This window comes from Pseudooceanicola endophyticus, from assembly GCF_018760365.1.
In the GTDB taxonomy this organism is placed as follows: domain Bacteria; phylum Pseudomonadota; class Alphaproteobacteria; order Rhodobacterales; family Rhodobacteraceae; genus Pseudooceanicola; species Pseudooceanicola endophyticus.
Window position 1 is genome coordinate 105,921 of sequence record NZ_JAHIAB010000012.1, and the last position, 17,929, is coordinate 123,849.

General features: G+C 68.6%; 20 protein-coding genes. 9 read left to right on the plus strand and 11 right to left on the minus strand.

All coding sequences use genetic code 11. The features are described 5' to 3' along the window. Positions 1–3 precede the first annotated feature (3 nt). Positions 4–1,299 (minus strand): AAA family ATPase, encoded by a 1,296-nt coding sequence (locus KM176_RS19125; protein ID WP_160895710.1) that lies wholly within the window; start codon positions 1,297–1,299, stop codon positions 4–6. Positions 1,300–1,770: 471 nt separating this feature from the next. On the opposite strand from KM176_RS19125, the gene KM176_RS19130 reads away from it, so the two are divergent. Together KM176_RS19130 and KM176_RS19135 are read left to right on the plus strand one after the other, a co-directional pair. Further along, positions 1,771–2,448 (plus strand): DnaA N-terminal domain-containing protein, encoded by a 678-nt coding sequence (locus KM176_RS19130; protein WP_160895709.1) that lies wholly within the window; start codon positions 1,771–1,773, stop codon positions 2,446–2,448. Positions 2,449–2,561: 113 nt separating this feature from the next. Continuing rightward, on the plus strand, positions 2,562–2,744 hold the full coding sequence (locus KM176_RS19135) for a hypothetical protein (RefSeq protein ID WP_160895708.1): 183 nt from the start codon (positions 2,562–2,564) through the stop codon (positions 2,742–2,744). 45 nt (positions 2,745–2,789) lie between these two features. Here KM176_RS19135 and KM176_RS19140 read toward each other — a convergent pair whose 3' ends face one another. From KM176_RS19140 to KM176_RS19155, 4 genes are all read right to left on the minus strand, one after another. Continuing rightward, a complete protein-coding gene (locus tag KM176_RS19140) occupies positions 2,790–3,830 on the minus strand; it encodes a quaternary amine ABC transporter ATP-binding protein (protein ID WP_160895707.1) in 1,041 nt (346 codons plus the stop codon). Between the two features lie 10 nt (positions 3,831–3,840). Beyond that, on the minus strand, positions 3,841–4,881 hold the full coding sequence (locus tag KM176_RS19145) for an ABC transporter permease (protein ID WP_160895706.1): 1,041 nt from the start codon (positions 4,879–4,881) through the stop codon (positions 3,841–3,843). Positions 4,882–4,992: 111 nt separating this feature from the next. Then, positions 4,993–6,000 (minus strand): glycine betaine ABC transporter substrate-binding protein, encoded by a 1,008-nt coding sequence (locus KM176_RS19150; RefSeq protein ID WP_160895705.1) that lies wholly within the window; start codon positions 5,998–6,000, stop codon positions 4,993–4,995. A gap of 197 nt (positions 6,001–6,197) precedes the next feature. Continuing rightward, positions 6,198–7,148, minus strand: coding sequence for a GlxA family transcriptional regulator (locus KM176_RS19155; protein WP_160895704.1), 951 nt, complete (start codon positions 7,146–7,148; stop codon positions 6,198–6,200). 110 nt (positions 7,149–7,258) lie between these two features. On the opposite strand from KM176_RS19155, the gene KM176_RS19160 reads away from it, so the two are divergent. Further along, positions 7,259–8,011, plus strand: a complete 753-nt coding sequence (locus KM176_RS19160; protein ID WP_160895703.1) for a class II aldolase/adducin family protein — start codon at positions 7,259–7,261, stop codon at positions 8,009–8,011. A gap of 18 nt (positions 8,012–8,029) precedes the next feature. Here the strand turns inward: KM176_RS19160 and KM176_RS19165 are convergent, their stop codons facing one another. Continuing rightward, positions 8,030–8,491, minus strand: coding sequence for an Lrp/AsnC family transcriptional regulator (locus tag KM176_RS19165; protein ID WP_160895702.1), 462 nt, complete (start codon positions 8,489–8,491; stop codon positions 8,030–8,032). A 113-nt stretch (positions 8,492–8,604) separates the two neighbouring features. Here KM176_RS19165 and KM176_RS19170 point away from each other — a divergent pair, with 113 nt between their 5' ends. Then, positions 8,605–10,077, plus strand: a complete 1,473-nt coding sequence (locus KM176_RS19170; protein ID WP_160895701.1) for an aminotransferase class V-fold PLP-dependent enzyme — start codon at positions 8,605–8,607, stop codon at positions 10,075–10,077. Between the two features lie 25 nt (positions 10,078–10,102). On the opposite strand, the gene KM176_RS19175 is transcribed toward KM176_RS19170, so the two are convergent. Continuing rightward, positions 10,103–11,068 (minus strand): asparaginase, encoded by a 966-nt coding sequence (locus tag KM176_RS19175; protein WP_160895700.1) that lies wholly within the window; start codon positions 11,066–11,068, stop codon positions 10,103–10,105. Positions 11,069–11,248: 180 nt separating this feature from the next. Here KM176_RS19175 and KM176_RS19180 point away from each other — a divergent pair, with 180 nt between their 5' ends. Beyond that, positions 11,249–12,238 (plus strand): AraC-like ligand-binding domain-containing protein, encoded by a 990-nt coding sequence (locus tag KM176_RS19180; protein ID WP_160895699.1) that lies wholly within the window; start codon positions 11,249–11,251, stop codon positions 12,236–12,238. A 10-nt stretch (positions 12,239–12,248) separates the two neighbouring features. Then, positions 12,249–13,019, plus strand: a complete 771-nt coding sequence (locus KM176_RS19185) for an ABC transporter ATP-binding protein (RefSeq protein WP_160895698.1) — start codon at positions 12,249–12,251, stop codon at positions 13,017–13,019. On the opposite strand, the gene KM176_RS19190 is transcribed toward KM176_RS19185, so the two are convergent. The 4 genes from KM176_RS19190 to KM176_RS19205 form a co-directional block, all read right to left on the minus strand. Beyond that, complete coding sequence (locus KM176_RS19190) at positions 13,000–13,638, minus strand: helix-turn-helix domain-containing protein (protein ID WP_160895697.1); 639 nt, start codon at positions 13,636–13,638, stop codon at positions 13,000–13,002. The genes KM176_RS19185 and KM176_RS19190 overlap by 20 nt on opposite strands. A gap of 124 nt (positions 13,639–13,762) precedes the next feature. Continuing rightward, positions 13,763–14,425, minus strand: coding sequence for an SCO family protein (locus tag KM176_RS19195; protein ID WP_160895696.1), 663 nt, complete (start codon positions 14,423–14,425; stop codon positions 13,763–13,765). Then, positions 14,426–15,418 carry a DUF1775 domain-containing protein gene (locus tag KM176_RS19200; protein ID WP_160895695.1) on the minus strand — a complete coding sequence of 331 codons (993 nt, stop codon included), beginning with the start codon at positions 15,416–15,418 and terminating at the stop codon, positions 14,426–14,428. 60 nt (positions 15,419–15,478) lie between these two features. Next, positions 15,479–15,829: a hypothetical protein gene (locus KM176_RS19205; RefSeq protein ID WP_160895694.1), complete on the minus strand. Its 351-nt coding sequence runs from the start codon at positions 15,827–15,829 to the stop codon at positions 15,479–15,481. 54 nt (positions 15,830–15,883) lie between these two features. Here KM176_RS19205 and KM176_RS19210 point away from each other — a divergent pair, with 54 nt between their 5' ends. The 3 genes from KM176_RS19210 to KM176_RS19220 are packed head-to-tail and all read left to right on the plus strand — an operon-like array spanning position 15,884 to position 17,896. Next, positions 15,884–16,729, plus strand: a complete 846-nt coding sequence (locus KM176_RS19210) for an energy-coupling factor ABC transporter ATP-binding protein (RefSeq protein ID WP_236045375.1) — start codon at positions 15,884–15,886, stop codon at positions 16,727–16,729. After that, entirely contained in the window at positions 16,704–17,327 is a 624-nt protein-coding gene (locus tag KM176_RS19215; RefSeq protein ID WP_160895693.1) for an energy-coupling factor transporter transmembrane component T, read from the plus strand. The genes KM176_RS19210 and KM176_RS19215 overlap by 26 nt, the downstream gene beginning before the upstream one ends. A 23-nt stretch (positions 17,328–17,350) precedes the next feature. Next, a complete protein-coding gene (locus KM176_RS19220) occupies positions 17,351–17,896 on the plus strand; it encodes a biotin transporter BioY (RefSeq protein ID WP_160895692.1) in 546 nt (181 codons plus the stop codon). Positions 17,897–17,929: the final 33 nt, after the last annotated feature.

A 17,929-nucleotide genomic window follows, 5' to 3' on the forward strand; every position in this document is an offset into this window, starting at 1 on the left:
CTTTCAGACCTTGTCCCAGGCCGCGATGGCGTTGGCCTTGAACTCTTCATAGGCCCGATCAAAGCTCATCCTTGCCCGCCGCCAGGTCTCCCGCGTCATGGAGCGGTAGTCGATCTCGTAAACCGAGGACAGGAAGCGCCCGGACTGTTCGACGGCCCGGGTCATCTCGATCGGGTGTTCCGTCACATGATCGCCGAACACCTTTCGGAAGGCTTCCAGCATCGCCCGGTGCAGGTCGTTGCCGGGCTCGTAACGGGTCATCAGGAAGCGGATGTCGGCGAAGGCCTTGGGCAGGGTGATGTTCCCCGCGGGGAAGGTCCCCGAGAACCCGTGCGAGAGATCCTCCAGCGCCTCGGCCAGCTGACCGATGAAGGAGGTGGTGCTGTCATATTCCCAGTAGCCGGGGCCGGAGGGGATATAGAGCATGTCGGCGGCGAAGACCGCGTTCATCGACTGGTAGCCGATGGCGGGCGGGCAGTCGAAGAGGATCAGGTCGTAGTCGTCATCCGCGATGCCATCCAGGTAGCGGCTGACGGCGGCGAAGAAGGTCCACTCCGGGTTCAGGTGGCGGTACTGCGCCGAGGCGAATTCGACGAAGGCGGCGTTGGCGCAGGAGGGGATGATGTCGATGGTGGACCAGGCGGTGGTCTTGATGAAATCCGCATGGCGCAGCTCGTCCAGACCCATGTCGCGGATCGAGGCGGGGATCTTGCGTTGGGGCAGGGCGGTGCCCGAGGCGGCGCCGGTCACCGTGGCATTCATCCGGTCGGTTTCGCGGATCAGGTCGCGGGCCATGATGCCCCAGACGGTGTAATCCTCGGCCACGTCGGTCAGGCCCATGGAATGGCTGAGCGTCGCCTGGGGGTCGAAGTCCACCACCAGCACGCGGTAGCCATCAAGGGCGGCGGCATGGGCGAGGTGCAGCGCCACCGTGGACTTGCCCGCACCGCCCTTGAAGTTGGCGACGGCGGCGCGGAAGGCGCGCTTGCCGGCGGGGCGCTCGGGCATCAGGGACTTGCGGTTGATCTTCATGCGGCGGCGCAGCTCGTTGATCTCTTCCAGAGAGTACCAGCGCTGACGCCCGTCGGCCTCAACTTCCCCGCCGGGAAGACTGGGATCGGCGGCAAGGCGGCCGCGGAAGGTCGACTGGTTGATGCGGAAGATCAGCTCGGACACTTCCCAGGACGAGAAGCGCCGCAGCGTCTTGGTGTGTTCCGGGCTGAAGGTCTGCTGCCGGATCCAGCCCTGCATCTTCAGGGATTGCGCCTGAAGCTTTGCCAGGTCGGTATGGGTATACATGAAAACCTCAACGTAAATTCTTATCTGTTTCCTAAATACGCTGGATTTGCTTTTTGCGTAAAGAGAGAGTTTACTGAACGCGGATCTTCCCCGCAGGGAAGTTTACGGCCTGTGTCCCCGGGGAAACGCCCGCCGAATCGATGCCCTGGCCTGCGCCCTGCCGGATCCGTGCCAAAGCCCCCGCCCGAGACCCGGAATAGGGGACAGTTCGGGACCCAGGCCGCGGAAATAGGGGACATTTCCGGCGGAATAGGGGACACAGGAAACTGTCCCCCAATACCTATAATACCCTCCATTTCATTTCGGTTTCGGATCCTGGACCCGTCCCCTCGGCTGTCTGCTTGACAGAATCGAGAAAGCGGACGTTAATGGCCACATAACGAGAAAGAGCGTTGAGAAGTTCTTTCCGCCCGGGCTAAACAGGCCCCAGAGGACAGGCAGGGGTGCGACCGCGCCCGACAGGAGACGACGATGCAGGTGGCGAAACCCGCCGGACCGGGCGCGGCGGCGCGCAAATACGACATTCTGTCGGCATTGATGGCCTATGCGCTGGCGGCGGATCGTCTGGTGCAGCGCCGGGTGCTTCGGATCATGGCCCTGATCACCGCCCGCTACAACTGGAGCCGGGACGAACTTTGCGTCGGCCAGCGCGAGATCGCGCGGCTGTGGTCGGTGGAGGAACGCACCGTCAAGCGCGAGATGGCAACGCTGCGCTCCATGGGCTGGCTGGTGCAGAAACGGCGCGGCGCCCGTGGCCACCTGAGCGTCTACGGGCTGGACCTGGATCGCATCCTGGAGGACACCCGGGGCTGCTGGCCCAATGTCGGCCCCGATTTCGTCGAGCGCATGGACCCCGCGCAGATCGCCCCCGAAGAGACCAATGTGGTGCCGCTGCGGGCAGGGCCCGCACCGGTGGCCACGGGCAGCGTCTGGGGGGCCGTGCAGGCGCGACTCCATGCCGAGGACCCGGTGACCTACGGCGCCTGGTTCCATGCCCTGACGGAGGTCGAGCTGGCGGCGGGGCGGCTGGTGCTGGCCGCGCCCTCGGCCTTCCATGCCAGCTATGTGCGCACCCATCTGGCGACGCGGCTGCTGGCGGCGGCGCGGCGTGCCGATCCCAGCATCGCCGAGCTGCGCATCGAGGAGTGAACCCGGCGGCGGGGCAGGGGGATCGGCAGGCTTTGGCCGAGATGCGCGCGCCAAAGCGCCCTTTCGTGTAGGATGCCCGCACGAGGAGGACCATCGGACGGGAGGAAAGACCGATGAACATCATGCAGACCACGACCATGGCGCGCGCCCTCTACCGGGCACAGGGGCCACGGGCCGAGCTGGCGCTGGCCGAGAAGATCCGGGATTGCCTGGAGCAGGGCCGGCGCGAGGAGGCCGAGGAATGGGCCGAGCTGCGGCGCCAGACGCAGGAGCTGCGCCGGCCCCGTCAGGGCTGAGGCGCAGAAGACCGGACGGCCCCGTACGGAGCCGTCCGGCAGGGGTCAGGCGGCGTGGGGCGGCACCAGCGCCCGCATGACATCGGCCATCGTCACATGGCCCAGCAGCGTCCCGTCACGGGTCACCCGGAAGGCGCGGTCGGCAGCCCCGCCGGCCATGCCGATGACGGTTTCCAGATTGGCCTGCGGGCCGATCTCTCCGTCGCAGCGGGCGGGTTCGCCGGGCCGCAGGATCGAGCGCACGCGCAGCACGCGGGCGCGGTTGATGTCGGCAACGAACTCTTCGATGTAGGGATCGGAGGGGTTCAGCAGGATGTGCTGCGGCTCGCCCTGCTGGATCACCGCGCCATCCTTGAGGATCACAAGGTGATCGGCCAGCTTCAGCGCCTCGTCCAGATCGTGGGTGATGAAGACGATGGTCTTGTGCAGCTCGTCCTGGAGTTCCAGCAGGAGGTCCTGCATGTCGGTGCGGATCAGCGGATCGAGGGCCGAGAAGGCCTCGTCCATGAGCATGATCTCGGCGTTGGAGGCCAGCGCCCGGGCGATGCCCACGCGCTGCTGCATACCGCCCGAAAGCTGGTGCGGATATTGCGCGTCCTGTCCCGAAAGACCCACGCGGTCCAGCCACTTGCGCGCCTGTTCATGCTGTTCCGAGACCGGTCGGCCCTGGGTCGCCAGGGCCATGCCCGCATTGTCCAGCACGGTGCGGTGCGGCAGCAGGGCGAACTTCTGGAACACCATCGACATGGCGGTGCGGCGCAGCTCGCGCAGCCGTGCCTCGTTGAAGGACAGGATGTCCTCTCCGTCCAGCAGGACCTCTCCGGCGGTGGGTTCGATCAGCCGGTTGAGGTGCCGGATCAGCGTCGACTTGCCGGAGCCCGACAGGCCCATGATCACGGTGATCTTGCCGGCATGCATGTCGATGTTGATGTCGTTGAGGCCCAGCACATGGCCGTGGGACTCCAGCAGGTCGGCCTTCGAGAGGCCGTCGCGGACCCGGGCGAGGGCGCCCTGGGGATCCTCGCCGAAGACCTTGTAGAGGTGGCGGATGGAGATTTTGGGGGTGTCGGTCGTGGTCTCGGTCATGGCGGGCTCCTCAGCGGTTGGCCTGGCTGGCATCGATGCGGGCCAGAGAGGCCTTGGTGACGCGATCAAGCGCGATGGCGAGGATGACGATGCCGAAGCCTGCGACCAGGCCCACGCCCAGTTCCAGATTGCGGATGCCGCGCAGAACCAGGATGCCCAGACCCGGGGCCGAGACCATGGAGGCGACGACGACCATGGCGAGGCTCATCATGATGGTCTGGTTGACGCCGGCCATGATGTTGGGCAGCGCCAGCGGGATCTGCACGCCGAAGAGCTTCTGGCGCTTGGTCATGCCGAAGGCATCGGCGGCCTCGGTCACGTCGGCATCAACCAGCCGGATGCCGAGGTTGGTGAGGCGCACCACCGGCACGATGGCATAGAGGATCACCGCGATGCCGTAGAGCTTGGGTTCGGTCACCGAGAACAGGAAGATCAGCGGGATCAGGTAGACGAAGGGCGGCAGGGTCTGCAGCATGTCGAGGATCGGGGTGACGATGTTCTGCAGCCGGTCGCTGCGGGACATGGCAATCCCGATGGGCACGCCGAAAAGCACGCAGATGAAGGCGCAGACGAAGATGATCGCCAGGGTCTCCATGGCGGCCTGGTAGTGGTTCACGAAGGCCAGCAGGCCCAGGCAGAGCGCGACGCCGGCGACGATCTTCCACGACCGGGTGACGAACCAGCTGAGCAGCATCAGCACCGGCACCATGATGAACCAGGGCGTGGCGGTCATCAGCGCCAGCATGTGTTCCAGCATCCACGACAGCGGCTGGGTCAGCGGATCGACCACCACGCGCAGCGGATCGCGGATCGCCAGAAAGCCGCTTTCCAGCCCCTGGGTCAGGTCGCGGGCCTGGGGGATGGCGCCGCAGGCATCGTGCAGCGCGTCGAGGGAGGGGAAGGGGGTGTTCCAGCCCGCCGAGGTGTCGGAGGCGCTGTCGCCGCCGGTCTTGGCCAGCAGGTCGGCCATCGACATCGGCCCTTCGCTCTGACCGCCGTCGCACCAGCTGCGCAGGCCCAGCGTGTCGAAAACGCCGTCATAGGTTGCCATGTTGGTTCCGGACCGCCCGGGCGGCCCGCCCTTGTTGTGAAAACGGAAAACGGGGCCGCTGACCGGCCCCGTCGGAACGGACGCATCTCCGCGTCCGGCGCCTGGCGGCGCTTACTGCATCAGCTTGGAAAGCTTCGCCTTGGCATCGTCATCCAGCCAGTCCGCCCAGACATCGGGGTTCGAGGTGATGAAGTGCACGGCGGTTTCCTCGGCCGAGGCGTTGTTCTCGTCCTGCCAGGCCAGCAGGCCGCTCATGGTGGCGGTCTTGAAGGTCATGTGGCGGAAGAAATCGGTCTCGGCGGGGTGGGATTTCGCGAAGGCCGTGGTGACCGAGGTCAGGATCGGCGCCGCCGGGAACTCCGAGACCTTGGGATCGGGCGTGTCCTTGTTCTGCAGCTTGTCGAAGGCGGCCTTGTCGTAATCACCCAGCGACACGCGGGTCATGTCGTACTTGCCCATCGGCACGGTCGGGCCCCAGTAGTAGCCGAACCAGGGGGTGTCGTCGGTGACGGCGGCGCCCATCGAGGAGGACAGCGTTTCGCCGGAGCCGTGGTTGAACACCTTGATGCCGTGGCCTTCCAGGTCGAGGGCGCGGGCGAGGTTGTCGGAGACCACGCGGCAGCCCCAGCCATCGGGGCAGTTGTTGAAGCGGTTGCCGACCCATTCGGGGTGATCCAGCACGCCCTGGATGGTCTTCAGTTCGGGGTGTTCCTCGGCCAGCTTGGTGGGGATCCACCAGCCCTCGACGCCGCCCGGGGTCAGCACGGAGGCGACGCGTTCGATCGTGCCACCCTCTTCGAGCTTCTTGTAGGCATCGCCCGCCGAGTTCAGCCAGAGGTTGGTGACCACGTCGGGGCTGCCGTTCTCGGCGACGGAGGTGATGGCGGGCACGGTGTCGGACTGCACCAGGCTCACGTCGCAGCCATAGCCCTGTTCCAGGAAGAACTTGGCGATGTTGGTGGTCACTTCGGCGGCAGCCCAGCCCATCTGCGCGATGGAGACCGCGCCGCACTGGCCTTCGGTCCGGGGGGCATCGGCCTGGGTTTCATCGGCCTGGGCGGCCAGCGGCAGGGACAGGACAGCGGCCATGGCAACGGGCGCCAGTGCGAGGGTACGCATGGAGAACTCCTTCGGAGATGGAAGTTGTTTTTAGGAAAGCAGAAGGGGCGTCACGCCGGAAACGCGAAACATTTCCTGTCTCGCGGCGGCCCTCGGTGTCTGAATGCTTTCATCATCGAAGGATTGTGTAGCAAGGCCGCCCCCGGGTTGCAAACCGACAGGGGCCTGACTTCGCGGAAGCGACCGGGGGCGCGGGGTCAGGGGGCGGCGTCCAGGGCGCGGGCCTGGGTGGGGGTGTCGCCGAAGTGGCGGCGGAAGGCGCGGGTCAGCGCGCTGGCATCCAGATAGCCGCAGCGGGTCGCGACCTCGGCTACCGAAAGCCCGGTGTGGCGCATCAGGCGGCGGGCCTCGCGCAGGCGGGTGTCGCGGTAGAGCGCGTCGGGCCCGCAGCCGAAACGGGCGCGGCAGAGCCGCTCCAGCCGGCGCCGCGACAGGCCCAGCCGGGCGGCGATCTGCGCGATGGTCAGGGGCTGCTCGATGTGCCGGCGCATCAGCAGCGCCGCCGCCTGCGGCAGGTCGCGCGCGGCGGGCGAGGGGGCGGGCATGTCGGGCTGCATCCAGAAGGCCGCGAGCGCAAGCCGCAGGGCGGGGCCGTGCAGTTCCTCGACCAGGTCCAGCAGCAGTTCGAACGTGGTCAGCGCGCCGCCGCAGCTGCGCAGGTCGCCGTCGTGCACGACGCGTTCCTGCACCACATCGACGGCGGGAAAGGTTTCCGCCAGCGCCTGCCATTCGTCCCAGTGGATGGTGGCGCGCCGCCCGTCCAGCAGTCCGGCGGCGGCCAGCAGCCAGCTGCCGGTATCCATGCCGACCAGGGTGGCATAGCGGCGCCGGGCCGCCCGCAGGGCACGGGCGCAGGCCGGTGTCGCCAGGGCGCGGTGATCGTAGCAGGGCAGCACGAAGAGCAGATCGCCGCCGGGGTCGTCGGACAGGCGCGCCTCGGTCTGCACCGAAAGCCCGGAAGAGGAGGGGACGGCGCCGCCCTCCAGCCCGAGGTAGCGCCATTCGAACAGGGTCCGGCCGGTCAGGTCGTTGCAGGCGCGCAGCGGCTCCACCGCGTTTGACAGGCAGTGGTTGGAAAAGCGCGGAAACAGCAGCACCCCGACGCGGATCGGGCGGTCCTGCACGAAAGGGGGGCGTTTTGGCGTCATCTGCACGATCCTAGACGCGATCTGCATGTTGTTCCAGCGCCCGTCGGGCCATGCTGCGCCCAGCCCCCGTGCCGTCCCGGCCCGGGGCCCTGCGCATTTCCGGAGATCCCATGCTGAGCACCGACATCCAGTCCGACGCCGAGAAACAGGCCCGCGAGGAGCTGGCCGCCTGCTACCGTCTGGCCGCCAAGTACAACTTCACCGACCTGATCTACACCCATATCACCGCCCGGGTGCCGGGCAGTGACAACCATTTCCTGATCAACCCCTACGGGCTGCAATGGGGCGAGATCACGGCCTCCTCGCTGGTCAAGATCGACGTCGACGGCAATATCGTCGGCGAAAGCGCCCATGGGGTGAACCCGGCAGGCTTCACCATCCATTCCGCGATCCACATGAACCGCGAGGATGCCCATTGGGTGATGCATACCCATACCCGCGCCGGCGTCGCGGTGTCGTGCATGGAGGAGGGGCTGCTGCCGCTCAACCAGATCTCTCTGCAGTTCTACGACCGCGTGGCCTACCATGATTTCGAGGGCATCGCGCTGGATCTGGAAGAGCGTCAGCGCATCGTCGCGGATCTGGGCGACAAGCCGGTGCTGGTGCTGCGCAACCACGGGCTGGTGGCGATGGGGCGCTCGGCGGCAGAGATGTTCAACAACATGTTCTACCTGGAGCGCGCCTGCGAGATTCAGGTGGCGGCGCTGTCGATGGGCGGGGCGACGCCGCGGCTGATCGACGACAAGATCGGCCGTCACGTTGTGGCGCAATATGCCCAGGGCGCCGAGGAGGGCGAGCTGGATCTGGAATGGCAGGCGCATCTGCGCTCCATCGCCGGGGTCGGCACCGACTACCGCAGCTGAGGCGGCTCCGGGCCCTGATCAGACCGGCAGGGCCCGGTCATCCAGGATCGTCTCCATGGTGAAATAGGAGGTGATCGTCTCAAGCTCGATCTTCTCGATGATGCGCTGGTAGACCCGGTCGTAGCTGGCCATGTCGCTGGTGGCGATCTTCAGCAGGTAATCGTAATCGCCGCCGATCCGGTAGAAGCCGATGACCTCGGGGATGGTGGCGATATGGGTGCGGAAGCGCTTCAGCCAGTCGGCGGAATGGCTGCGGGTGCGCACCATGGAAAACACGATCAGGCTGGCGCCCACCGCCTGCGGGTCCAGCCGCGCCTGGTAGCCGGTGATCACCCCCGAGGCCTCAAGCGCCTTCAGCCGCCGCCAGTAGGCATTCTGCGACAGACCGACCGCTTCGGCCTGCTCCCGCTGGGAGCGGGCAGAGTCGCGTTGCAGGGCGGTCAGGATGCGGCGGTCAATTTCATCTAGGTTCTGGGCCATATGCCGATCAATGACTGCAAAATTCCGGAAATTCAGTGTGAGAACAGACGAAAATTTGCGGTGAAAGTCAATAAACTTCCTCAAAAGACTTTCAAGAGACCCCGAGACCTGCCATGGCCGACCCGCTTTCCTTCCCCGCCGTTCCCGAATTCCAGACCGCGCTGCAGCGCTTTGCCCGCAGCCTGGCCGGGCCGGACCTGCCCGCACGCCTCCAGGCCGGGCTGATCGGCGACGGTATGCCCTTCGAGACGCCCTTCGGTCTGCAGAACATGCTTTATGCCGATTACGTCGCCTCGGGCCGCGCGCTGCGCCAGGTCGAGACCTTCGTGATGGAAGAGGTGCTGCCGGTCTATGCCAACAGCCATACCGAGGCCTCGCATGTGGGCCGCGTGATCACCCGGATGCGGGAAGAGGCGCGCGGCATCATCGCGGATCTGGTGGGGGCGGGGCCCGATTGCCACGTGATCTTTGCCGGCAACGGCGCCACCGGCGGGCTGAACCGCATCGTCGGCCTGCTGAACCTGCGCGAGCGCGTCGCCGCCGGAGAGGACATCCGCGTCTTCATCGGCCCCTACGAGCACCATTCCAACATCCTGCCCTGGCGCGAAAGCGGCGCCCGCGTGACCGAGATCCCCGAAGCCCCCGGCGGCGGGGTTGATCTGGCGGCGCTTGAGGCAGAGCTGGTCGCGGCGCAGGGGGCGGGCCTGCTGATCGGCAGCTTCTCGGCGGCCTCGAACGTGACCGGTCTGCTGACCGATCCCGATCCGGTGACCCGGCTGCTGAAGGCCCACGGGGCGCTGGCGGTCTGGGATTATGCCTGCGGCGCGCCCTACCTGCCGATGGACATGAAATCGGGGACCGACTGCGCCAAGGATGCCATCGTCTTCTCGGCGCACAAGTTCCCCGGGGGGCCGGGCGCCTCGGGCGTGGCGGTGCTGCGCGACAGCATCGTGGCGCGGGCGACGCCGACGCTGCCGGGCGGTGGCACGGTGTCCTTCGTGTCGCCCTGGACGCAGGTCTATTCCGGTCGGGTCGAAGCGCGCGAGGAAGCCGGTACGCCGAACGTGGTGGCCGATATCCGCGCCGCGCTGGTGATGATGGTGAAGGATGCGGTTGGCACCGATTATATCGGCCAGCGCGAAGAGGCGCTGCGCCAGCGCGCCCTGGCCGCCTGGTCCGGCCTGCCGCAGCTTCAGATCCTGGGCCAGAACGCGCAAAGCCATGCGCTGCCGGTGTTCTCGTTCCGGGTCTTCGGGGACAAGGGCCGGGTGCATCACCAGCTGTTCACCCGGATGCTGTCGGATCACTACGGCGTGCAGGCGCGCGGCGGCTGTGCCTGTGCCGGCCCCTATGCCCACCGCCTGCTGGAGATCGACGAGCCTGCCTCGGAAGCGCTGATGGCGCGCCTTGCCGCCGGCGAGGAGCTGGAGAAACCCGGCTGGACCCGGCTGAACCTGTCCTACCTGCACGATGACGCGCAGGCGGACCGGATCATCGCCGCCGTGCGCGACCTGGCCCAGAAGGCCGAGGCGATGGCCGCGCTTTACACCTGCGACACCCGCACCGCGCGCTTCAACGCCGCCTGAGCGCGCCGGCGCCCCGGTCTGGACCTCAGGCCGGGGTGGGGCGGGCGGCAGCCAGGTCGCACATCATCAGAAGACGCGCCTTGCGGGCGGTGATCTCGTCCATCGGGGTCACGCCCAGGGCCTTCAGATCGGCCAGGCAGCCGGGATAGTCGTAATCCTCGGCCAGACGGCCCGACAGGGTGCTGCTGGTGATCGCCACCGGCACGCCGTCCTGGCGCAGCTGCGCGATCTCGGGCAGCCAGTCGGGCGGAACCTGGCCGCGCCCCATGCCATCCAGCACCAGACCCTGCGCGCCGCTTTCGACCGCCGCGCGCAGCAGCTTCGGCGAGGCCTGCATCGCCGCCGGCAGGATGTCGACCCGGGGCAGGGGGGGCTGCAGCGTGGTGAAGCGCGGCTTGTCCCAGGGGGCGGGGCGGCGCAGGTCGACGAATTCGCCATCCAGCGTGCCAAGCGCGCCATGCCCCGGAGAGCCGAAGCCCCCCAGCCGGTGGCTGGAGACCTTGCGCACATGGCGGGCCTCGTGGATCTCCTGGTCGAAGACCAGCAGGGCGCCGGCGCCCTGCGCGGCGCGCGAGGCGGCGGTGGTGATGGCGTCGCGGATGTTGGGGGCGGCATCGCTGCCCGGCGCATAGGGCACCCGCTGCGCCCCGGTCAGCACCAGCCCGGCCTGGGGCAGGTCGCAGATCAGGTCCATCAGGAAGGCGCTGTCCTCCAGAGTGTCGGTGCCCTGGCTGATCACCACGCCCGCCGCGCCTTCGGCCACCGCCTGGGCGGCCAGGTCGCGCACCAGGAACAGATCGTCGAAGGTGATCGCGTTGGAGGGCTTCTGGGCCAGCGTCTCGACCTCAAGCGTGACGGGCAGGTCGAGGTCCAGCCGCTCGATCAGTTCCATGCCGGTCATGGCGCCGGCAACCGCGCGGCCGCTTGCCCCCTGAAGGGAGGCGATGGTGCCGCCAAGGGCGAAGAGAACGATCCGGGGAGCTGCGCTCATGGCTGGGGCCTTCTGTAACATCGTAAGGTCGGGTTTGCTTTCTCGCTACCCTCTCGGGACGGGTTTGCCCAGAGCCCGCGGTACCGCGGCGGGTGCACCGTGGCGTGAAGGGGGCTTTTCAGCGCGGCGCGGGCGTGGCACAGCCTGCGCTCAACCCCTTGCAGCCGACGGACCGGCCCGATGCCTGATCCCCTGATCCAGACCGATGCCGGCCCGACGCCCGGCTGGCACAGCTTCTCGACCGCCTCTCTGGAGGAGGCGGCGCGGCGGGCGGGCTGGCAGGCGGCGGCCAACACCCTGTTCCCGAGCAGCGTGCTGGAGGCGGCAGGGGCGGCGGATTTCTTCGGCGCGGTCTCCTGGCTGCGCTGCGGAGAGGTGCTGGTGGCCGATTTCGTCTCGACCGCCGCGGAGGTGTCGCGCGGCGAGGAGGAGATCGCCGAGGCCGACCTGTGGTACGAGGCCTGCCTGCAGGTCGAGGGCGATTGCCGGCTGGCGCAGGGCGGGCGCTTTATCGCGGTCAGGCCCCGCGACATCGTGCTTTACGACAGCCAGCAGCCCTATGTGATGACCTTCGACGGCCCCTATCGGCAGATCGCGCTGAAGCTGCCCCGGGCGGGGCTGCGCGACCGGGTGCCGGGGATCGACGGGCTGATCCTGCGCCCGATCTCGGGGCAGTCGCTGCCGGGGCGCTTCCTGTTCGACTTCGTGCTGACGCTCTGTGACGAGAAGGCCGAGAGCGGGCGCGCGCCGCTGGCGATCCGGCTGGGCAGCCAGATCACCGAGCTGCTGGCGATGGCGCTGTCGGACATGGTGTCGGACCAGCCGCTTTCGGCGCATCGCCAGGGGCAGCTGGCGCGGGTCAAGGCGCATATCCTTGCGCATCTGGACGATCCCGCGCTGAATCCCGGCGCCATCGCCGAGGCGCAGGACATGTCGCTGCGGTCGCTCTACGAGCTGTTCGAGGCCGAGGAGGTGCCGGTCTCGGGCTGGATCCGGACGCAGCGGCTGGAGCGGATCCGCCGCGATCTGGGCGACAGCCTGCTTGCCTCCTGGCCGATTGCCACCATCGCGCTGCGGCGCGGCTTCAAGGACGTGGCGCATTTCTCGCGCGCGTTCCGGGCGCAGTACGGGATCAGCCCGCGCGCCTATCGCAAGGCCCGGCAGGGCTAGGAGGGGGCGCATGGACGCGGAGATAGAGGTCAGGGATGTGGCGCGGCGCTACCAGAAGGGTGGGGTGCAGGCACTGGAGGGCGTGTCGCTGCGCCTGGCGCCCGGCACCTTCACCGCCGTCATCGGGCCTTCGGGCTGCGGCAAGTCCACCCTGCTGAAGCTGATCGCGGGGCTTGAGGCCCCCGATGCCGGAGAGGTCCGTCTGGCCGGCCAGCCCCCCGAGGCGTTCCGCGCCGGCGGCGGGCTGGGCATCGCCTTTCAGGACGCGGCGCTGCTGCCCTGGCGCTCGGTCGAGGCGAATGTCGCCTTTCCGCTTCAGGTGCTGGGGCGCAGCCGGCGCGCCCATGCCGCCCGCATCCGCGAGCTGATCGCGCTGGTCGGGCTGGAAGGCCGCGAGGGGGCCCTGCCGGGGCAGCTTTCGGGGGGGATGCGCCAGCGGGTTGCGATTGCCCGGGCGCTGGTCAGCGATCCGCAGGTGCTGCTGCTGGACGAACCTTTCGCGGCGCTGGACCAGATCCTGCGCCGCACCATGACCATCGAGCTGCAAAGGATCTGGGCCGAGCGCCGCATCACCACCCTTCTGGTCACCCATGGCATCGAGGAGGCGGTCTTTCTGGCCGATCAGGTGGTGATCATGCAGGGCGGCCCGGGGCGCATTGCCGCCATCGTGCCGGTGCCCTTCGCGCGGCCCCGCGGCCCGGAGCTGTTCGCCGATCCGGCCTTCCATGCGCTGTGCGAAAGCCTGATGGCGCAGCTGGCGCCTATTGCGGATAGCAGATGATCGACAGGTAGCGGATCGGGCGGTCCAGGTGACGTTCCGGCCCGTGCGGCGCATCGGAATCAAACAGCAGGGAATCCCCCGGCTCCAGCAGGTAGAGCGTGTCGCCGTGGCGGTATTCCAGCCGCCCCTCCAGCATGTAGAGCATCTCGATCCCCTCGTGCTGGAAGACCGGGAAGGTGTCGCTCTCGTCCCTGAGGGTCAGCAGGTAGGGTTCGACGACGACGCCGCTGTCGGTCGATCCGATATGGCCCAGCAGGTTGTACTGGTGCCCGGCGCGGGTGCCGGCGCGCTTGATCTCGACCCCTTCTCCGGCCTTGACGTGGACGGCGCGGCGCGGCTGGTCGTAGCCCGAGAAAAGCTGGGTGATCGGCACCCGCAGGCTGTCGGCCAGCGCCTGAAGCGTGGAGAGCGAGGGCGAAACCAGGCCGTTCTCGATCTTGGAGAGGGCGCCGACCGAAAGGCCCGCCGCCTGCGCCAGATCCGAGCCGGTCATCCGCTGGCGCTTGCGCAGGTCGCGGATCTGCCGCCCGATCGCCAGTTCGAGGTTCTTCTCCCGCGTCTCGCGCACCGCGTGGGGGTTCTGGGTCAGGGCCCCGGGGCTGTCCTTGGTGGCGCTCATCTGGCGGTCGGTCTCCTTGCTGGCGTGACAGCCTAGGCCGGGGAGGCGGGCAGGTGCAAGGCCATGGGGGAGGTCTGGGAAGGGGGGCCGTCCTGCGACGGCCCGCCCCAAAGCGCGGGCGCCGTTACAGCACCTTGTCCTGCAACGTGTAGCAGATCTGCCCGATCAGGTCCGAGGGCATGCGCGCGCCGCGTCCCTCGGGGTTGCCGGCCAGAAGGTTGCGCAGCTTGTCCTCCGCCTCGGCGGCGGGGGACTGGTAGGGGATCTCCTCGACAAACAGGCCCTGGGCATCGAAGAGCATCACGTAGGAGGTATGGTCCATCGTGTACTCTCCGTTCCCCAGATCGACGCGGTTGGCGAAGATGTCGAAGGAGGAGAGGGCCTTGCGCACCTCCTGCGGGGGGCCGGTGACGCCGGTCACCCCGGGGATCCAGGAGGTGTAGCCGCGCAGCTGGTCGAGGCTGTCGCGGGCGGGATCGACGGTGACGAAATAGACCTTCAGATCCTCCGCCTGTGGCAGATCCTGTTTCCACAGCGCGATGTCGCCCATGGTGGTGGGGCAGACATCGGGGCAATGGGTGAAGCCGAAGAACACCGCCGAGGGGGCGCCTTTCAGCGTCGCCTCGGTGAAGGGCGTGCCCTCGGTGGTCTCAAGCTGGTAGTCGCCCTTGCCCAGCAGCGCCGCCTTGTTGGCCTGGATGCGGGGTTCGATGACCAGCAGCGCGATGGCAGCCACCAGACCCGCGCCGACCAGTCCCAGTGTCAGGCGTTCCGCGGTGCGCGACACTTAGTTGTGCTCCGCATGGTCGTGGTCATGGCCGGGCATCGCCATCGCGCCGTGATCCTGGCCGCCCGCCCGGGCATTGGGCGCGCCGATGGCCAGCGGCAGGGTGACGGTACCGGCGGTTTCGAAGGTCAGGGTGACATCGACCGTCCCGCCCTGCCTGAGCGGCTGCTTCAGCTGCATGAACATCAGGTGATAGCCGCCCGGTTGCAGGGTGACGGTGGCGCCGGCGGGGATCTCCAGCCCGTTTTCCAGCGGGCGCATGACCATCACGCCCTCCTTCATCTCCATCGAGTGGATCTCGGTGCGGGCCGCGACGGGGGTTTCGGCCGAGACCAGGCGATCGGACGCGGTGCCGGTGTTGGTGATGGTCAGGAAGCCGCCGCCCACCGGCGCATTGGGCAGCGTCGCGCGCGAGAAGCCGCCCGAGAGCTGCAGCGCGCCCAGCGTCACCGCCGCAGGGGCAGCGGCGTGGTCATGGCCCATGGGCGCGGCCTCGCCCGCCACCACCAGCAGCTTGGGCGCGGGGCCCTCGGCGCCCTTCGCGCCCGAGGTGTCGGTCCAGGCGGCCTGGCCGTTGTCGCACTGCTGCACGGTGGGGAAGTACAGCACCGTGCCCGGCGCCACGTCGGGGCCGATGGTGGCGCGGATCGTGAACTCGTCATACCAGGCGTCGGGCAGGTCGCCGCCGGTCCAGCTGATCTGGCGCAGCCCCTCGGACATCTGCTGGCCGTGGTTCATGTAGGGACGCGCATAGGCGCCGGTCTCGGTCTCAAGCGTCCAGCCGGCCTTCGGCATCGGCTTGGCGGCATAGACCCCCTCGGGGAGGGAGAGGTGCACGGCGCGGGTGGCTTCACCGTCGCAGCCATGGGGCACGCGCAGGGTGATCTTGGTGGTTTCGCCGGGGGCGGCAGAGGTCTGTTCGAGCGTGACATGGGCCAGCGCGGGGCCGGCCAGGGCGGCCAGCGTCAGGGTGCAGAAGAGGGTACGGATCATCTTGGATCTCCGATCGGGCCCGCGCGGTGGCGGGCGGGGTCTGACAGTTGGAAAAACGGGTCAGGCCGGGAGCGGAGGGGCGCGGGCGGTCAGCCCGAAGTCGAGCCGCGCGCGCGGCAGCACGAAGGCGGCCAGGCGGGGCAGGTCGAGGGCGCGGGCCAGGGGGACATGGCGGTCCGGGGCGGCGGGTTCGGGCGGCTCGGGCAGGGCATGGCAGAACGGGCAGTGATAGCCCATGTGCATCTCGGGCATGCCGCAGAGATCGCCGGGATCCGCCCCGAGGATCAGCTGCGCCTCGATTCGGGCGCGGCTGTCGGGGGCCGGCGCCATGTGCATGGCCGAGAAGACGCTGACCATCGAAAGGACCAGCGCCGCCAGGACGGCCAGAAACGGGCGACGAAGGGCAGCCATGCGGGGGACGTGCCAGAAATGTGATCGCGGGTGAACGGTGAGCGGGAGGACAAATTGTCGCACCCTGTGCCGCGCCTGCGGGCCGAGGCCCTTGCGCCTTGCCCGATTAGCGGGCACAGGAAGCGCTTTGACGGGACCGCAACGGGAGGCCGGGCCATCTCCACCCAAGCCGATATCGCCGCCGCGCATCTGCGGCTGGAGCAGGTCAGCTGCCGGATCGGTCCGCGCGCCGTGCTGGAGGGGCTGGAGCTGGACCTGCGGTTCCGTGCCCTGGGCGTGGTGGGGCGCAACGGGTCGGGCAAGTCGACGCTGGCGCGGCTGCTGGCGGGGCTGATGGCGCCCGATGCGGGGCAGCTGCGGCTGTGCGGCGTCGATGTGGCGGCGGACCGCGCGGCGGCGCTTTCGACCGTCGGCATCCTGTTCCAGAACCCCGATCACCAGATCATCTTTCCCACCGTGCTGGAGGAGGTCGCCTTCGGGCTGCGCCAGCAGGGCCTGCGCCGGCGCGATGCCGATGACGCGGCCCGCGCGGTGCTGGCGGCCTTCGGCAAGGCGGCCTGGGAAGAGGCGCCGGTCTCGACCCTGTCGCAGGGCCAGAAAAGCCTGGTCTGCCTGATGTCCATCGTCGCGATGCGGCCCCGGGTGCTGATCCTGGATGAGCCCTTCGCGGGGCTCGACATTCCGACCAAGGCGCAGCTGATGCGCTATCTTGGGCGGTATCATGGCAGTGTCATCCATGTTTCGCACGCGCCCGAGGATCTGGCGGATTGCGAGACGGTGCTTTGGCTGGAACAGGGCCGGATCCGCGATGTCGGGGCAAGCGGCACGGTGCTGCCCGCCTATCTGGCAGAGATGACCCGGCAGGGAGAGGGCGATGATATCTCTGACCTCCCCGGTTAGGACGCGGGCCCATGGCTGGCCGGCGGGGCTGAAGCTGGGCCTGCTGGTGGCGGCGACGGTGCTGCTGGCCGCGCAGGATGCGCTGGCCTTCCATCTTTGCGCGCTGGCGGGCACGCTGGGGCTGTACCTGCTGCCGGGGGGGCGGTTCTTCCGTGCCGGGCTGCGGGCGCTGCGCGGCCTCTGGCCGGTGGCGCTGATCGTGCTGGCCTGGGACGGGTTGACCGGCGATCCGCTGGGCGGCGTGGTGGTGGTGCTGCGGATGGTCAGCGCGGTGGCGCTGGCCAATCTGGTGACCATGACGACGCGGCTCAGCGACATGATGGAGGTGGTCCACTGGCTGGGCCGCCCGCTGGCGCGGCTGGGGCTGAACCTGCGCGCGCTCGAGATCTGCCTGGCGCTGGTGATCCGCTCGATCCCGGCGCTGTCGGAAAAGGCGGGGCTGCTGCGGCGCAGCTGGCAGGCGCGCGCGCATCGCGCGCCGCGCTGGCGGCTGATCCCGCCGCTGACCCTGCTGGCACTGGACGATGCCGATCACGTGGCCGAGGCGCTGAAGGCGCGTGGCGGCGTGGCCGGTCCCAAGACCACGAAACTGCCCTGATCCGAGGAGAGGACGAAGAGGCCATGGAAAAGACCGTTTCCCACGTCGCGCTGTTTGCCGCCGTCATTGCCGTGCTGGGGCTGATGCCCAAGCTGACGCTGGCCTTCGGCATTCCGGTGACCGCGCAGAGCATGGGCATCATGCTGGCGGGCGCCATCCTTGGGGCCCGGCGCGGCGCGCTGGCCGTGCTGGTGTTCCTGCTGCTGGTGGCGCTTGGCCTGCCGCTTCTGGCGGGCGGGCGTGGCGGCCTTGGGGTCTTCGTCGGCCCCACCGCCGGGTTCCTGGCGGGCTGGGTGGCGGCGGCCTTCGTCACCGGCCTGATCGTCGAGCGCTGGCGCTCGGCCCCGCTGGGGCTGGTGGCGGGCGTCGCCTCGGTCATCGGGGGGATCGTGGTGCTTTATGCCTTCGGGGTCGTCGGCATGGCGCTGGTGCTGCACCGCGGCCTGCTGGAATCGGCCGGGCTGGTGCTGATCTTCGTGCCCGGCGACATCGTGAAGGCGGCGATCACCGCCGCGCTGACGGTCTCTCTGGCGCGGGCGCGTCCGCAAAGCCTGCTGTCGCGGGCGTAAGGTCCGGAGCCGGATCGAAGCAAGGGCGCGGTG